16 protein-coding genes are annotated in these 16,199 nt (G+C 60.5%); 4 read left to right on the top strand and 12 right to left on the bottom strand.

Translation table 11 applies throughout. The features are described from left to right. Window positions 1-19 precede the first annotated feature (19 nt). The 6 genes from RN346_RS05945 to RN346_RS05920 all read right to left on the bottom strand — a co-directional run bounded on the left by RN346_RS05945 (window position 20) and on the right by RN346_RS05920 (window position 7,497). Complete coding sequence (locus RN346_RS05945) at window positions 20-649, bottom strand: response regulator transcription factor (RefSeq protein WP_311962435.1); 630 nt, start codon at window positions 647-649, stop codon at window positions 20-22. Then, a complete protein-coding gene (locus tag RN346_RS05940) occupies window positions 649-2,076 on the bottom strand; it encodes an HlyD family type I secretion periplasmic adaptor subunit (RefSeq protein ID WP_263584538.1) in 1,428 nt (475 codons plus the stop codon). Before RN346_RS05940 ends, RN346_RS05945 begins: the two co-directional genes overlap by 1 nt. Then, a complete protein-coding gene (locus tag RN346_RS05935) occupies window positions 2,076-4,244 on the bottom strand; it encodes a type I secretion system permease/ATPase (RefSeq protein WP_311960492.1) in 2,169 nt (722 codons plus the stop codon). Before RN346_RS05935 ends, RN346_RS05940 begins: the two co-directional genes overlap by 1 nt. Before the next feature lie 326 nt (window positions 4,245-4,570). Then, the gene (locus RN346_RS05930; protein WP_311962434.1) at window positions 4,571-6,127 is read right to left on the bottom strand and encodes a TolC family outer membrane protein; all 1,557 of its coding nucleotides are present in this window, start codon (window positions 6,125-6,127) and stop codon (window positions 4,571-4,573) included. 228 nt (window positions 6,128-6,355) lie between these two features. Then, window positions 6,356-7,231 (bottom strand): DMT family transporter, encoded by an 876-nt coding sequence (locus RN346_RS05925; RefSeq protein WP_311962433.1) that lies wholly within the window; start codon window positions 7,229-7,231, stop codon window positions 6,356-6,358. Next, the gene (locus RN346_RS05920) at window positions 7,228-7,497 is read right to left on the bottom strand and encodes a SelT/SelW/SelH family protein (RefSeq protein ID WP_263584542.1); all 270 of its coding nucleotides are present in this window, start codon (window positions 7,495-7,497) and stop codon (window positions 7,228-7,230) included. Before RN346_RS05920 ends, RN346_RS05925 begins: the two co-directional genes overlap by 4 nt. An 80-nt stretch (window positions 7,498-7,577) precedes the next feature. Between RN346_RS05920 and RN346_RS05915 the strand changes: the two genes are divergently transcribed. The 4 genes from RN346_RS05915 (at window position 7,578) to ettA (ending at window position 11,668) form a co-directional block, all read left to right on the top strand. Continuing rightward, complete coding sequence (locus RN346_RS05915) at window positions 7,578-8,891, top strand: MFS transporter (RefSeq protein ID WP_311962432.1); 1,314 nt, start codon at window positions 7,578-7,580, stop codon at window positions 8,889-8,891. Window positions 8,892-9,047: 156 nt separating this feature from the next. After that, window positions 9,048-9,482, top strand: coding sequence for a PAS domain-containing protein (locus RN346_RS05910; protein WP_263584544.1), 435 nt, complete (start codon window positions 9,048-9,050; stop codon window positions 9,480-9,482). A gap of 148 nt (window positions 9,483-9,630) precedes the next feature. Continuing rightward, window positions 9,631-9,843 (top strand): PA3496 family putative envelope integrity protein, encoded by a 213-nt coding sequence (locus tag RN346_RS05905; RefSeq protein WP_263584545.1) that lies wholly within the window; start codon window positions 9,631-9,633, stop codon window positions 9,841-9,843. A gap of 163 nt (window positions 9,844-10,006) precedes the next feature. Continuing rightward, entirely contained in the window at window positions 10,007-11,668 is a 1,662-nt protein-coding gene (gene ettA, locus RN346_RS05900) for an energy-dependent translational throttle protein EttA (protein WP_311962431.1), read from the top strand. 128 nt (window positions 11,669-11,796) lie between these two features. Here the strand turns inward: ettA and RN346_RS05895 are convergent, their stop codons facing one another. From RN346_RS05895 to phaR, 6 genes are all read right to left on the bottom strand, one after another. Beyond that, complete coding sequence (locus RN346_RS05895; protein WP_263584547.1) at window positions 11,797-12,441, bottom strand: demethoxyubiquinone hydroxylase family protein; 645 nt, start codon at window positions 12,439-12,441, stop codon at window positions 11,797-11,799. A 31-nt stretch (window positions 12,442-12,472) separates the two neighbouring features. Beyond that, window positions 12,473-12,814, bottom strand: a complete 342-nt coding sequence (locus tag RN346_RS05890; RefSeq protein ID WP_263584548.1) for a histidine triad nucleotide-binding protein — start codon at window positions 12,812-12,814, stop codon at window positions 12,473-12,475. Window positions 12,815-12,890: 76 nt separating this feature from the next. After that, entirely contained in the window at window positions 12,891-13,763 is an 873-nt protein-coding gene (locus RN346_RS05885; protein WP_263584549.1) for a phosphoribulokinase, read from the bottom strand. Then, on the bottom strand, window positions 13,763-14,200 hold the full coding sequence (locus tag RN346_RS05880; RefSeq protein ID WP_311962430.1) for a thioesterase family protein: 438 nt from the start codon (window positions 14,198-14,200) through the stop codon (window positions 13,763-13,765). Before RN346_RS05880 ends, RN346_RS05885 begins: the two co-directional genes overlap by 1 nt. Before the next feature lie 56 nt (window positions 14,201-14,256). Continuing rightward, on the bottom strand, window positions 14,257-15,549 hold the full coding sequence (purD, locus tag RN346_RS05875; RefSeq protein ID WP_311962429.1) for a phosphoribosylamine--glycine ligase: 1,293 nt from the start codon (window positions 15,547-15,549) through the stop codon (window positions 14,257-14,259). An 85-nt stretch (window positions 15,550-15,634) separates the two neighbouring features. Next, the gene (gene phaR / locus RN346_RS05870) at window positions 15,635-16,105 is read right to left on the bottom strand and encodes a polyhydroxyalkanoate synthesis repressor PhaR (protein WP_263584552.1); all 471 of its coding nucleotides are present in this window, start codon (window positions 16,103-16,105) and stop codon (window positions 15,635-15,637) included. Window positions 16,106-16,199: the final 94 nt, after the last annotated feature.

The following is a 16,199-nucleotide window of genomic DNA, read 5'->3' as shown; positions in this document are numbered from 1 at the left end:
TAGGCGCTTGGGCGTTAGCTCAAGAAATGCGTTTTTCGGCGTCCGAAGAAAGCTTCAAAATGAGCTGCAGGCGATCGCGTACCGCCAGTTTCTTGAAGATGGCGCTCAAGTGGGCCTTTACCGTGCGCTCGGTAATCGCAAGCTCTCGAGCGACTTCCTTGTTAGCGCCCCCGCGGGCAACGGCTAGCGCTACCGCTCGTTCACGCTCTGTCAGCGTGGCAAGAAACTGCTGGCCCTGATGGGTGATATCGTCACCGGTTCGCTGCTGCAGCGCCTGGACAGAGCCTGTGAGCACACGCGATAAAAGCGACTGGCCCACCCAGACACCCTGATGGGTAACGACCAGCGCGACCTGTTTGAGCACTTCGGGTGCAGAAAGCGTATGGGTATAGCCACGAGCCCCCAGCTCAAGCGCCAGCAGCGCCTCGCGGTCGTTAGGGGCGTAGCTCATGACCACCACGCTTGCGCCCTGGCGGCTAATCGCCGTGGTTTGCGCGCGCCAGTCCTCGACGGTCGTGGTGATCCAAACCACATCCCCAGACTCTGAACGTGTGATCGCCTGGTCAGAGGTAACGGCTATCGCGTCGGGTAGAGCGCCTTGCCAACGCGCCTTGAGACTTCCATCACTTGTGATAAAAACATGTTTCATTAGCGCTCTCCCATTGAGTCACGCCACGCTCTTAAAACGGGCTTCAGCAAAAACTGCATCACCGTTCGTTTACCTGTCACGATATCGACCTGCGCTGTCATGCCTGGAATGACCTGAAGCCCTTCAGTAGCGTTCTCGTCCTGCAGGCTGCGTACGCGTACCAGGTAAAAGGTATTGCCGTCGTCGTCGGTAATCGTATCGGCGCTGATATGCTCAAGCTCCGCCTGCAGGCCACCGTAAATAGCGTAATCGTAGGCGGTGAGCTTGATAGTAGAGGCCTGCCCCGGATGCAGAAAAGCGATGTCCTGGGGCGCAATACGGGCCTCGACCAACAGCTGGTCGTCGCTCGGGATGATCTCGATGACCTCCTGGCCGGGCTGCGCTACCCCGCCGATGGTATTGATATGGATGCGCTGGATGACGCCATCGACCGGCGAGCGAATCTCGGTCAAACGCACCCGATCCTGTAGCCCGGTGCCGGACTGCTGAAGCGCGTTCAAATCACCCACCGCTTGAGCCAGGTCACTGCGCCACTGGCTGCGCCGCTCGGCGCTTTGCTCGCGCAGCTGAGTCTGCGACTCTTCAACGGCGGCTTGCAGACGGGATACCGAGGCATCGGCCTGGTTGCGCTCGCCAGTCGCACGGGACACTTCGCGCTGAAGGCGCAGCACCTCGACCTCGGATACGGCGCCGGACGCCAGCAGCGGTCGAGTCAGATTCAACTCCTGGCTGGCCATACTGGCTTCACGCCCCGCCGTATCGCGACGCGCCTGAGCTTCTCTGAGCTCTTCCTGACGCTGGCGAACGCGATCCTCGAGCACGTTCTCCTGCTCGCGAAGCTCCACAAGACTGCTCTCGTAGGCCTCGCGCTCCTGCATGACGATATGCGGAACTTCCTGGCGAAGCTCTTCCGAGGGTTCGAACTCGGTGCCGGTCGCCAGCGCCCGCAGCCGCTCGGCACGCGCTTCCAGCGCGTAGCGCTGAGCACGGTTTTCGCGGAAATCGGAGACGAAACGCGTGGGGTCGATCTGCATCAGCACTTCGCCCTGGCTTACGACCTGACCCTCGCGCACATTGATCTCTTCGATCACGCCGCCATCGAAGGACTGAATGCGCTGAAGGTGGCTTGCTGGAATCACGCGCCCACTACCGCGAGTCACCTCATCGATGGGTGCGAAATAGGCCCAGACGAGGACGGCAATGAAGGCCAGCAATGTCACGTACAAAAACAGCCGTGCGCGGATGGGCTCCTGCTGCATGCGCGCCCAGTCGGTGTCGCTTGCCCAGTCGCGGTTGAGGTGAGCCGAACTTACCCGGCGCGCAAACAGTCGGTCCATGAACGGGCGAAACGGCTTTTGCCCTTTTTCGGAGAAACGACCAATCGCCTCGAACCCTTTTTGTTCACTGGTGGAGGAGTTCTTCGCCATTACGATGCCCTCCCGATCTGGCCGTTACGCAGCGCTTCAACCACGCTATCACGCGGGCCATCAGCGACAACCTTGCCCGCATCCATAACGATGATGCGATCGACGAGCGACAGAAGTGACGTGCGGTGAGTGACGATCAGCATGGTTTTACCTTCACCAATACGGGTCAGGTTCGCCTTGAATGCCTCTTCGCTGGCGTTATCCATCGCGCTGGTCGGCTCATCGAGCAGCAGTACCTGCGGGTCCTGTACCACCGCCCGAGCAATGGCGACCGCCTGCTTCTGACCACCGGATAGCGCCTGCCCGCGCTCACCTACCTGCAGATCGACTCCCTTGGGATGACTATTCACCAGCGCTTCCAGCCCGGCGATCTTGATCGCTCGCAGTAGCGCGTGGTCATCGACATGGTCGCTTCCACCGCCGGCCACGATATTGTCGCGAAGCGAGCCGGAAAACAGGCTGACCTCCTGAGGCACGTAACCCAAATGGCGTCGCAGTTGAAGCGGATCCAACTGACGAATATCCACGCCGTCGAGCATCACAGCGCCGGCGCTGGGCTGATAAAAACCCAATAGCAGCTTGTTGAGCGAGGATTTGCCACAGCCGACGCGCCCCAATAGCGCGACTTTCTCGCCTTCCTTGATGGCAATGGAGACGTCGCGCAGCGCATCACGCTCCTCATTGGGGTAGCGAAGCGTGACTTTGTCGAGTTCCAAACGGCCGGTCACACTGGGCTTCTCCACGTAGGCTTTGCCTTCGTGGCGCTCCTCTTTTTTCTCCATGACGCGATTGAGCCCCTCGAGCGCCGTAGAAGACTGGTGATACTGCGCCAGCAGGGCCGCAGCCTGGCTGACCGGCGCCATCGCGCGTGACGAAAGCATATAGCAGGCGATCAGCCCGCCCTGGGTCAGATTGCCCTGAACGATTTGGTAAACCCCCACGATGATGACGCAGACCGCCACGCTGTTTTGCGCCCAGAGTGCAACGCTCGACACCGAGGAGCTCACTAACTTGAGCTGTGCGCTGGTACGCGAAAGAAACGCCGTGGCTTTTTCCCAATGGCGCTGAATACGGCTCTCCGCACGCAGCGCCTTGACGTTTTCGAGTTGAGAAACCGACTCGACCAGCAGCGCATTACGCTGAGCGCCAACCTCCCAGGTGGTTTCGGAAAGCTCATGCAGCTTGCCCTGGGCGGCGAGTGCGTAGAGCAATACGAAAAGAATCCCCACGATGACCGGCAAAACCAGCCACGGATTGATCAGCGCAATGATACCCGCGAACAGCAGCACGAACGGCAGATCGACGATCCCGATGATGGTGGCCGACCCAATGAAGGCACGCACCGACTCGAAGGATTGCAGCGTCGAGGTGAACGACCCCGTGGAGGCCGGACGCTCTTCCATCCGCATGCCCAGCACCTTGCTCATGATGGAGGACGACAGCTTGACGTCCGCACGGCTGGCGGCGAGGTCCACGAAGCCACTACGCATCAAACGAAGAACCAGATCGAAACAGAGTACGATGAAAACCCCGGCCGCCATGACCCAAAGCGTTTCGGTCGCCTGGTTGGGCACGACGCGGTCATAAACGTTGAGCACGAACAGTGGCATGGCCAGCGCAAAGATGTTGATCGCAATCGACCCGCTGATGATATCGCGGTAAAGCCGGCGATTCTCCTTGATGACGCCCCAGAACCAGTGCTGACCGCGCTTTTTCTCGACGCCGGGTTCGGAGGTGTTGTCGGCCTGAAACCGGGGGCGCACGTAGATCGCTTCACCGCTATAGCCTCCGTTGAGCTCATCGAGCGCTACGTCGACGGCGGACTCGGAAAGCTCGGGAAAAATGACGCGCGCTTTTTGCTGCCTGGTATCCAGCGCCAGCAGCACGCAGGCTCGCCCCGGTTCCAGTAACAGTACCGCCGGAAAGAGCGACGGATTGAGGCCCAACAGCGGGCTTTTGACGATACGCGCGGTGAGACCTGCACGATGCGCCGCACGGCCAAACACCGACGGGGTCAAGTTGCCCTTTTCCAGCGGTAACCCCGCCTTGAGCGCCTCGGACGACACCTCATGCTGGTGGTAAGAAGCAATCGCTTTTAGGCATTCGAGAAGCTCGTCGTCCGAGCGTTCGCGGGTAGGGGTAGAGACGACCTGTTTATCTTGAGCCACTAAAACCTGATCTCCTGTCCGTCGGCTGCCGCAAGCATCGAAAGCGTTGAATCGTTCGGTGCCGATGGACCCAACCGACCGTTGCAAAACCTTCGCCGCGACGCATTCAAGCCGAAAATTTCGGTATATTTGATACCATCGGCCGCTGGGCAATAAGCTTAATACAGCGGTATAAGATACGTATTTGATTAAACGAAAGGCTGGCCCTCGTAAGCATCGCGCCTGTAAGCGCCGGACCTTTTACCCACGCCCCGCCACCAACAACGGCAGGCGGAGCGAAAGGCACGTACGGGCACTCGAAAAGAGCGCCTAATCCGAGTCCGGGCTCAATACTCGGGAGTGGTCATTGGGTCGTCAGAGATAGCCGGGTCGGGGTAGGCGGCTGCGTCAAGAGAAGCCTCGGGCGCCGGGGGTATCGAGATACCGCGGGTAAAGTCCTCCAGCGTAAATCCACGCGGGCCGTCAAGGGCGCAGGTATCGGCGGAACTCAAGGTAGCACCGTCATAACCCAGCTCGTCCAGACTCGGGATATCTTCTCGCGTTACGTTGAGCGCTGGCATCAGTTGGCCCATGGACGCCAGGGTACGCGCCTGTGCGAGCGTCAGGTCGAACTCGGCATTGGCATAGGCACGGCTCGCCTCGAAGTACTCGTTTTCACTGTCAAGCACGTCCAGCAGGGTGCGCTGACCAATATCGAACTGCTGCTGATAGGCACCGCGTACGCGATCGATGGACTGGCGGTGCTCGTTGAGATAGTTGAGCTGCTCGCGAATGCGCTGGGTATCGTTATAGGCGATTTGGGTGGTCTGGCGCACGTTGGTACAGGCCAGCTCGCGCTGGCTTTGCGCCTGCTCGATACGCGAAGCGGCCGCGTTGAAGCTTGCCAGATCAGAGCCTCCGCGGTACAGATTCATGCTCGCTACAAGCTGAATACTGTGTTCGTCGGTACGTCCGCGTACGACACTATCCTCGTTGTTGGTGCCCGTACGGCCCTGAATATCCAGACGCGGCATGAAACCGGCGCGGGCGCTCTCCTGCTCGGCACGGGCCACGGCGATGTTTTCGATCGCGGCCTGGAAATCCGGGTTGCCTTCGAACGCCATTCTCACGGCCTGAGCAACGTCAGCGGGCACGTTGGCTTCGAGCGACGGCGCAGGCGCCATGTTTTGCGCAGGCAACTGGCCCACGATGCGCTGATAGCGCGCCGTCACATCGTGAAGATTCGATGCCTCGGTCATCAGGTTCGATTCAGCCAAAGCCAGGCGGCCGCTGATTTGTTCGAGATCGACCCCGCGACCGGCGCCGGAAAGCGTGCGCTCTTCGATTTGGCTGAATACGCGCTGATGCTGGGCGTAATTGTCCTGGGCCAAGCGCACCATTTCACGGTAGCGAAGCACATCGAGGTAGGTACGAAACGCTTCCAGCGCGACTTCTTCACTCGCCCCTAAGAGCTGGAAATAGGCAACCAGACGAGCGCGATCCAAACGCTCGACGTCGCTGCGGGTTGCGAAACCATCGAACACCATTTGACTCAGCGTTAGCTCGGCAAAGTCGGAATCATAGCTTCCCCGACCGTCGTTGCTTTGATCCTGAATTCCCACGCCGGCGCGCACATCGATGGTGGGCAAATAACCGCCCTGCGCGGCGCGGATGTCGCTTCCCGAGGCCTCGAAATTTGCCCATGCAGCATTGACTTCAGGGTTGGTAATGATGGTTTGCTGAATGGCGCTTGGCAGGTCGGTCGAGCCCGGCGAGTAGAGAGTGGCCGGTAGAGACTGCGCCAACGCGGAGATCGGCAGACAGGCCATGGTCGTCATGGTCAAGGGGCGAATCGCCCGCGCAGAGAAGAAATGCTTCAGCTTGTTTGTAACGTTGTCTTTCATATCCATGAATCCCCAATGAGCGTTCCACTCGAACGTTGAAACCACGACACCCCTTGCCGCTTGCTTCCCGCACCGGCCGAAACGCTGAGCGCGCTTTTCAAAAGCCAAGTGTCAAGGATTATTTCCCCCACACTACTCAATTTAAGTAAATAAGCGTCAGGCACAAGCCATCAAAACAAAAGTCACAAATATTTACAATTAAGAACTACAAAACCTCTGCAGCTTTTTTCATGCTTTTTTGTGGCTGGTTAGTTGCTGCAGCGCTAACCCCGTTAAAATCAACGCGAGCCCAGCGAAGGTAGACGCCAAAAGCGGCTCACCCACCACCACATGCAGTAGAAAAAGCGAGACCGGCGGCGATAGAAAAATCAGGTTGGTGACGCGCGCAGTGCGCGATATACGATGGATCGCCAGCTGCCACAAGATGAATGCAATGCCCATCTCGAAGAGTCCGACGTAAACGCCAGCGCCTAGCGCAGCAAGGCCGTGCCATGTGATCCCCGGCCCTAAAAGTAGTAGTAATGTCAGTATTGGCAAGCCGATGGAGAAATTTTGCCACTGCCCGACCAGCGGCTCGCGCGCATCGCGCGTGTTGAGCAGCCAATAGAGTGCCCAGATAAGCGTCGACCCCAGCGCCAGCGCCACGCCCACTGGATCCTCGAAGGCGACATCGAACACCTGCCCTCGCGTGGCGATCACCCACACGCCAGCGTAGGCGACGCACCCGGCGGCAAAATCAGACATGGACAATCGATGACCCAGAAGGGGAACGGCAAGCAGCGCCATGGTCAGCCCCCAGGTATAGTTGAGCGCCATGGCTTCCTGACCCGGCAGGCGATCATACGCGGCGAACAGCACAAGATAATACGCCACCGGGTTCATCAGCCCCGCCCAGGCCGCCGTTTTCCACCCGCTTGCCGCCTGACGCAAAAGCCCGCGTTTGATGACCAGCGCGCCCATCAATAGCCAGGAGACCAGCGAGGCGATCCACATAAGCTCCAGCGGGCTCATGAACGAAAGCGCCACCTTGAACGCCGTCGCGACGGTAGACCAGAGCGCCACCGCCCCCAGCCCGCACGTTATGGCCAACCGATCCTGACTCATCGGTCGATATGCCCAAGGTTCTGATCCGGGCTTACGATGTCGCGCACGCGCTTTTTGAGCTCCTTGCTGTCCGGAAAGCCGCCGTCGCGCTTTCGCTCCCAGAGCAGCGTATCGTTGCACCAGATTTCGAACGTGCCGCCGTGCGAAGGCGAAAGCGCGACTTCATCCAGCTGTTCGCCGAAGGTCGACAGCAGCTCCTGGGCATACCAGGCGCTGCGTAAAAGCCACTGACACTGGGTGCAATAACGAATGTGGATGCGAGACATGAAGCTATCCTTTGAGCTTTGACAAAATGCGATTAACCGCCATTCTGTCACCCTGATTCAACAACTTCCAAGGAATCGAGATGGCCGAGTCGCCCATTTCCCAGACCCGCTTGTTCGAACGGCTGACCGGCGATGACGACAGCCGGATGTGCGAAGACATTCCGGAGCAGGCGTGCAAGGAGCAGCCGCGTAACTTCTTCTTGCATCTGTTTGCCGCGCTGGGCAACAAGCTCGCCGACGAGCTTTCCAGCGCTCGCCTGGTGCTGCCCTGGCTGATGGGGCTGATCGGTGCGCCGGTCTGGATGGTAGGTTTGCTGGTACCGATTCGCGAAGCCGGCGCCCTGCTGCCCCAGATTTTCGTGGCCGGTTTCATTCGCCCCAAACCCCAGCGCAAATGGGTGTGGGTCGCCGGCGCCCTGCTGCAAGCAGTCTGTGCCGGCTGTTTGGCATTGCTCGCACTTTGGGGTGAAAGCACGTTTGGCGGTGCGTTGGTACTGGCGGCTCTTGTGCTGCTTTCGCTTTCGCGGGGCGTCTCTTCCATCGCCACCAAGGACGTGATGGGCAAGACCATCGCCAAGCGCCGCCGCGGAACGCTAATGGGCTACAGCGGCAGCATCGCCGGCGCGGCCACGCTGGTGGCGGGCGGCGTGCTCGTACTGATGGGGAATCGCCCGGGCGAGTGGGCACTGGCGGCGCTTTTAGGCGTGGCCGCGCTCGGCTGGCTGCTCAACGCGTTTTGCGTGGCACGCATCAAGGAAGAACCCGGCGCGGTCGAAGGCGGGGAAAACGCCTGGAGCAGCATCAAGACGGGGGTATCGCTTCTCAAAAGCGATCGCGCCTTTTTACACTTCAACGTGTCGCGCGCACTCCTTCTATCGAGCGCCCTGGCGCTTCCCTACCTTGCGCTACTTGGCCAGCAGCAAAGTGGCGATGATCTGAGCAATCTTGGGCTATTGGTGGTGGTGTCGGGGCTTGCCGCCATGGTCGCAAGCCCGATTTGGGGTAAACTGGCCGACCAGTCCAGCCGCCGCGTCATGTGCTACGCCGCGCTGGGCACCACGGCTTGCTGTGTATTGGGCGCAAGTTTGATCCAGCTTCCCGACCAGTGGGCGCAAAGCGTCGTGCCCTACGCTCTGGTGTACGCCCTGTTGACGATCGTGCACCACGGCGTGCGACTTGGTCGCAAGACCTACCTGGTCGATATCGCCACTCAGGACAACCGGGCGCTTTATGTCGCGCTTTCCAACACGCTGACGGGTATCCTGATGCTGGCCGTGGGCGGCGTGGTGGGAGCATTATCGCAGTGGCTGGGCAGCGCCTGGCTTTTGCTGATACTGGCGGTGACGGCATTTTTTGCGCTACTCAGCGCCTATCGGCTGCCTGAAGTAGAGTGACGAGGCGTGCAAGTACGTGGATCGAGCGAGATAATTTGCCAGCGCGTACGTAGCTGCCTATGTTAATGCTGGTTGAAGTGTTTATACACCGTTGTTGTCCGTGCTGATGCACAGCGCCATGGCAACGGATGAGCGACAAGCAACAGGAACCCTTTTATGAAACGATCTCCTCTCATCAACCCCGAGCTCCTCGAACGGATCGTCGACGCCTCGGACGACGGTATCGTCGTCTCCGAACAGGAAGGCGATGAAAACATTCTCATCTACGTCAACAAAGGGTTTGAACGCTTGACCGGCTACACCGCCGACGAAATTCTTTATCGCGACTGCCGTTTTCTCCAAAACGATGATCGCGACCAGGACGCCCTCGATAACATTCGCGAAGCGATCAGTAGCGGCCGCCCCTCCCGCGAAGTGCTCCGCAACTATCGCAAGGACGGCACCATGTTCTGGAACGAGCTCTCCATCACACCGGTCTATGATGAAAGCGATAACCTGATGTACTGCGTTGGCGTACAAAAGGACGTAACCGAACGCGTCGAGGCACAGATCGCCCTTTCTGATCTTCAAAAAAAGCACGAAAGCGCCTGATCGATGTTACCGACATTTAAAGCTTGAACTTCGACCCAAGCGGCGCTATATAGCGCCTAAGCGCAAACGTCGCGCTTGGGCGCTTGGCCGAATGACCAGGCCAAGCCGTTACAATGCCGGTGCGCCGGCTTGGGTTGGAGGGCCTCTCATGAGCCGTGACCCCCTGAATCGCGATTCCTTCGCCGCCTCGACGCTCGAAGTCGATGAGTTCGAAAGCCTCGACGCGGTCAATGACGACGCCTATAGCAAGCAAAAAGCGAGCAAGTCCGACACCCTGCGTGCCCGCCGCCAGGTGGAAGCGTGGCTCGAGGAGCGCAGCCTCAAACGCGCCATCGAGGACGATTGGGATGAAGAAGAGTAGCGCTCAACGACGCCTCTTTTAACGCGCTTTGCCGCCAGGCTCGGCCTTGCCGGTTCTGCCGCCTCCACTCATCGCCTCGCTTTCTGGCCTTTGCGCGTTCTGGGCACTATCATCTAGGCCCACGTCGCTTCTGACACCACTCTCAACAACCTAACGGATTTCCATGGCGCAATACGTATTCACCATGAACCGGGTTGGCAAGGTCGTGCCGCCCAAAAAGCAAATTCTCAAGGATATTTCCCTGTCGTTCTTCCCCGGCGCCAAGATTGGCGTACTGGGTCTCAACGGCGCGGGTAAGTCCACACTGCTGCGCATTATGGCCGGTGTCGATACGGAGTTTGAAGGTGAAGCTCGCCCGATGCCCGGCATCAACGTGGGCTACTTGCCCCAGGAACCGCAGCTGGACGATGAGAAAAACGTTCGCGAGACCGTCGAAGAGGCGCTGGGCGAGCTAAAAGCCGCCCAGGAGAAGCTCGACGCGGTCTACGCCGCCTACGCCGAGCCCGATGCGGACTTCGACGCGCTGGCAAGCGAGCAGGCGCGCCTTGAGAACATCATCGAGGCCGCCGATGCCCACAATATCGAGCGCAAGCTCGAGGTCGCCGCCGACGCGCTGCGCCTGCCGCCCTGGGACGCCCGGGTCGGGCATCTTTCCGGGGGCGAGCGTCGCCGCGTCGCGCTTTGCCGGCTGCTGCTCTCCAACCCGGACATGCTGCTGCTCGACGAACCGACCAACCACCTGGACGCCGAGTCCGTGGCGTGGCTCGAGCGCTTTTTGCACGACTACAGCGGCACCGTGGTGGCGATCACCCACGACCGCTACTTCCTCGACAACGTCGCCGGCTGGATTCTCGAGCTCGACCGCGGCCAGGGAATCCCCTTCGAGGGCAACTACTCGCAGTGGCTCGAGCAAAAAGAGCAGCGCCTGACCCAGGAAGCCAAGCAGGAAGCCTCGCGTCAAAAGGCGATCAAGCAGGAGCTCGAGTGGGTACGCAGCAACACCAAGGGCCGCCAGGCCAAGAGCAAGGCGCGCCTCAATCGCTTCGAGGAGATGCAGTCCGGCGATTTCCAAAAGCGCAACGAGACCAACGAGATCTACATTCCGCCGGGGCCGCGCCTGGGCGACAAGGTCATCGAATTCCACAACGTGACCAAGCGCTTCGACGACAAGCTGCTTTATCAGGATCTCTCCTTTAGCGTACCGCCCGGCGCCATCATCGGCATCGTGGGCGGCAACGGTGCGGGTAAGTCGACGCTGTTCAAGCTGATCACAGGCCAGGAGCAGCCGGACGAGGGCGACGTCGTCATCGGCGACACCGTCGATATCGCCTACGTCGAGCAGCTGCGTGACGCCCTGGACGACAAGCAGACCGTCTGGGAAGCGGTGTCCGGCGGTCAGGACATTCTCAATATCAACGGCTACGAAGTGTCGTCGCGCGCCTACGTGGGCCGCTTCAACTTCAAGGGCAACGACCAGCAGAAACGCCTCGACGAGCTCTCCGGCGGCGAGCGTGGTCGTTTGCAGCTGGCGCAAACGCTCAAACAGGGTGCGAACGTGCTGCTGCTCGATGAGCCGTCGAACGACCTGGATATCGAGACCCTGCGCGCGCTGGAAGAAGCGCTCCTTGCGTTTCCGGGCTGCGCGATCGTGATCTCTCACGACCGCTGGTTTTTGGACCGGATCGCCACCCACATTCTCGCTTTCGAAGGCGAGTCGGAAGTGGTCTTCTTCGATGGTAACTACACCGACTACGAGGAGGATCACAAAAAACGGGTGGGCAACGACACGCCCAAGCGCATGAAGTACAAGCGCATCGACGCTTAAGGCTGAAAATACAAAAGCCCGACGCAAAAAAGCCCCTCGCGAGGGGCTTTTTTATGCGCGGTCGAACAATATTACCGACCACACCTTTTCATGGTGCGGGCGCAGGCACGAACGCCCAGTAATCGGGTTCAGGTATAGCGCGCCTTTTTCAACGACGCCCCGCCCAGCAGCCCCATCCCCCACTTGATCGGCGCGGGAAAGCGCATGCCGCCCGCTTCCAGCGCCAGCTGCGCGTGGTGCGTATTATCCGATACGACCTGGCGCAGCAGCGTGCGCGAACGCTGGTCATCCGCGGGTAGATAGTTCATCTGCTCACTCACCTGACGGCCGATGAGCTCCTTGGTCGCCGCGACCACGCCCAGCCCGAAGCGGTCGTTGATCAGCCCGGTCACGATGCCAAGCCCTACCCCGGCCCCGTAATAAACCGGCGTGAAGTAGCTGGTGCGGCTTTCGAGCTGCTCCAGGCGCTGCTGGCACCAGGCCAGATGATCGGTGGCTTCGCGCTGGGAGTGGTCGATCTGCTGACGCGCACGGGGCAGCATGACCAGCCCCACCTGCCCCTGGCAAAGCCCCTGCACGCCGGCGGTGGCCACATGCAGCACGCGCAGGGTGCTCGCCGCGTGACGGCGCTCGAGCTCACCGAGCTCGGACTCCGCCATGCTCGCGCTGGGATTGACCCGCTGCGCACCCCGGGTATTGGGGATCAGCGTGCGCAAAGCGCTATCGATGTGCGAAATAAAGCGATCCGAGCGGCTCAAGTGGCGTTCGCGCATCACGGTAACCTCGATTGTCCGACAGTCAGACTCAGCCGGCCGGCCAGGTGAACTGGCGACCGCCCATCAAATGCATGTGGATATGATAGACCGTTTGTCCGCCCATGCCGTTACAGTTCATCACCACGCGATAGCCGTCCTCGGCAAAGCCCTGCTCTTTGGCCAGGCGCGCGGCGGTGTACTGCAGCCGGCCGACGACGGCCAGGTGCTCGGGCTCGATATCGTTGAGCGTAGCGATGTGCTGCTTGGGAATGATGAGCTGGTGCGTCGGCGCCTTGGGGTCGATATCGTTGAACGCCAGTACGTGCTCGTCCTCATAAACGATATCGGCGGGAATTTCGCGGTTGATGATCTTGCAGAAAAGACACTCCATGGCAGGCTCCTGTCGGTGAAACGGCGACTCTAAACGGTCAGTGAAAGGCCACGGCGAGCGGCGTTTGGCCTCTACTCTAGCGAAAGCGGCGCTGGGCGAGCAAATGGCGCACCAGCGGCGCCAGAATCAGCTCCATGGCCAGCGAAAGCCTCGCCCCGGGAACGACCAGCGTGTGCGGACGCGTCATGAACGCATCCTTGATCATGGCCAGAAGCCAGGGAAAATCCACCGTGGAGGGGTCGCGAAAGCGAATCACGACAAAAGACTCCGCGTCCGTCGGAATGTCCTGCACCTCGAAGGGGTTGGAGGTATCCACGGTGGGCACGCGCTGAAAGTTGATGTGCGTACGTGAGAACTGCGGCTGAATATAGCGCACGTAATCGTCCATGCGCCCGAGAATCGTATCGATCACCGCTTCCTGGGAGTAGCCTCGAAGCTTGGTGTCGCGGTCGATCTTTTGAATCCACTCAAGATTCATGGTGGGGGCCACGCCGATCAAAAGATCCGCGTGGCGGGCGATGTCGTACTCCGGCGTGACCAGTCCGCCGTGAAGGCCCTCATAAAAGAGCAGATCCGTGCCGCAGGGCAGCGACTGCCACTCGGTGAAGGTGCCCACGCGGTAGCCGGCTTCGATCTTCTGCTTGTCCTCGGCGTGGATATAGTGGCGAAACGTGCCCGAACCGTGCTCGCCGTACTCGGCAAAAAGCCCCTCGAGCCGGTCGAGCAGATTGGCCTCGACGGCGAAGTGGGAAAGCTCATCCTTGCGCTCCGGTTCTTCACGAAAGATGCGCTGCAGATCCTCGCGGGTATAGCGGTGAAAGGCGTCGCCATCCACGACCGCGGCGTGCACGTCCTCGCGCAGAAACATGCGCTCGAAGCTTCGCCGCACCGTGGTAGTGCCCGCCCCGGACGAGCCGGTCACGGCAATGATGGGATATTCACGCGACATCAATCACCTCGAGCGGCGTCAAGCGCGCGGGTAAGCTCGGAAGGGATGGCCACGGGCTTGCGCGCCGTCGTATCGATCAATAGCAGCGTGACCCGCGCCGTCGCCACCGGTTCCTGACGGTGGTTCAGTATTCGATGATAAACGACCAGCGCCTTGCCCTCGGGGTCGGGCACCGCGGTCTCGATGACGAGCGCGTCGGGAAAGCGGGCTTCACGCTGAAACGTCACGCTCAAATCCGCGACCACGCTTGGGTAGCCGCCCATATCCCACTCCGGGCAGGAGAGCGCGGCAAAGGCCTGCGCCCGCGCTTCCGCCAGCAGCGTCACCACGGCGTCATGAGCCAGGTGGCGCCCATAGTTCATGTCCGTGATGCGCACCGACAGGGGGTGGCGATGAACGATCATCGCCTCAGGGAATTCCAGCGTTACGCGCTCCATACCCGCCTCCCGGCCAAGCCTTTAATGAACAAACCTGTAATGGAAAAAGCCTTTGGTTAAAGTGACTGCTCGCGCGCAATCGCCCGGTGCGCAATATCGCGCCGGTACTCTGCGCCGGCCCAGCGTATTTTCTCTACGCCCAGATACGCCTGGGCCTGGGCCTCCAGCACGCTGTCGCCAAGCGCGGTCACGCACAGCACGCGCCCACCGGCGGTCACGGTATTCCCCTCATCGTCTTGCGCGGTACCGGCGTGAAACACCCTACAGCGCTGCGCTTCGGCTGCCGTCAGGCCCTCGATGGTATCGCCCTTTGCATAGCTACCGGGATAGCCGCCGGCGGCCATGACCACACCGACCGCAGCGCGGGAATCCCACTCGCAGGTAAGGCCGGCAAGCTCGCCCTGGGCGCCGGCCAGGCAGAGCGCGGCGAAATCGGAGGTCAGGCGCATCATGATCGGCTGGGTTTCCGGGTCACCAAAACGACAGTTGTACTCGATCACTTTGGGGTTGCCCGCCTCGTCGATCATCAGCCCCGCGTACAAAAAGCCGGTATAGGCGTTGCCTTCGTCGCGCATGCCGCGCACCGTGGGCAGTATCACCTGCTCCATGATCCTAGCATCGACCTCTGGGGTCACTACCGGCGCCGGCGAGTAGGCGCCCATGCCGCCGGTATTGGGGCCGGTGTCGCCATCAAAAGCGCGCTTGTGATCCTGGCTGGTCGCCATGGGCACGACATTGTCGCCGTCGACCATGACGATGAAGCTCGCCTCCTCGCCTTCGAGGAACTCCTCGATGACCACCCGCGCCCCGGCATCGCCAAAGGCGTTGGCTTCGAGCATATCGCGAATGGCGGCCTCGGCCTCGGCCTCGCTCATCGCAACGATCACGCCCTTGCCCGCGGCCAGGCCGTCGGCCTTGATCACGATGGGCGCGCCGACCTCGTCCAAATACTCAAGCGCTGCGTCTACCCGAGTGAAGGTCTGATAGGCCGCCGTGGGAATCTGATGGCGGGCAAGAAAATCCTTGGTAAAGGATTTGGAGCCCTCGAGCTGAGCCGCCGCCTGGGTGGGCCCAAAGATGGCAAGCCCCGCCGCCTGAAAGCGGTCGACCACGCCCAGCACCAGCGGCGCCTCGGGGCCAACGACGGTCAGCCCGATGTTCTCGCGCTGGGCAAAGGCTACAAGCGCGTCGATATCGGTGGCATCGATGGCCACGTTTTCAAGCGAAGGCTCAATGGCGGTGCCTGCATTGCCCGGCGCGACGAACACCTTCTCGACCAGACTCGACTGCGCCAACTTCCACGCCAGGGCGTGCTCGCGCCCGCCGCCACCTATCATCAAAACGTTCATGTCTTTCCTTCTCAAACGGGTGCGTTACCTGGGCGCATTATGCCACACCTGTTCACCCGGTGGGCGGACCCGGCAGCGCCTTTGCTCACGAGGGCTTGCTATCGTCGTCTTCTTTTGAGGGCTCGGTCGGGTGGGGCTTGTTGAGCGCGCTTTGCCAAAAACGCATGTTCTCTTCGGCCAGCTCGCGCATCAGCTCCATGGGCGAGTTCTTGAGCGCCTGCTGCCACTGGTTCTGCATACGCTTTTGCTGTTGCAGCATCAGCTGCGTGCCCTGCTCCAGGTAGCGCGCCAGCGGCAGCGGCGACGACATATCGTAGACACGAATGAGCTGAGCCAACAGATCGTTGGAGAACACTTCGGCATCGCTGTCGGCCTGCTCCTGCTCGATGATGATCGACAGCAGGATCGTACGCGTTAAGTCCTCACCGCTTTTGGCATCCTCGACGCGAAAAGGCGCTTCGTCGATAATCAACCGCCGCAGGTCTTCAAGCGTTACATAGCGGCTTTGCTGCGTATCGTACAGCCGCCGGTTGGCATATTTGCGAATCACGCGCACAGCGCATCTCCTTAAACGCGGTAAAGGCTTTGTCGCCGTTGCCCGTATTGTGCCTGCAACGCGCACGCATGCAAGCCGAGTCGGTCAACTCCGC

The organism is Halomonas sp. PAMB 3232, assembly GCF_031954225.1.
Lineage (GTDB): Bacteria > Pseudomonadota > Gammaproteobacteria > Pseudomonadales > Halomonadaceae > Vreelandella.
This window is presented reverse-complemented; position numbering and strand designations above follow the sequence as displayed.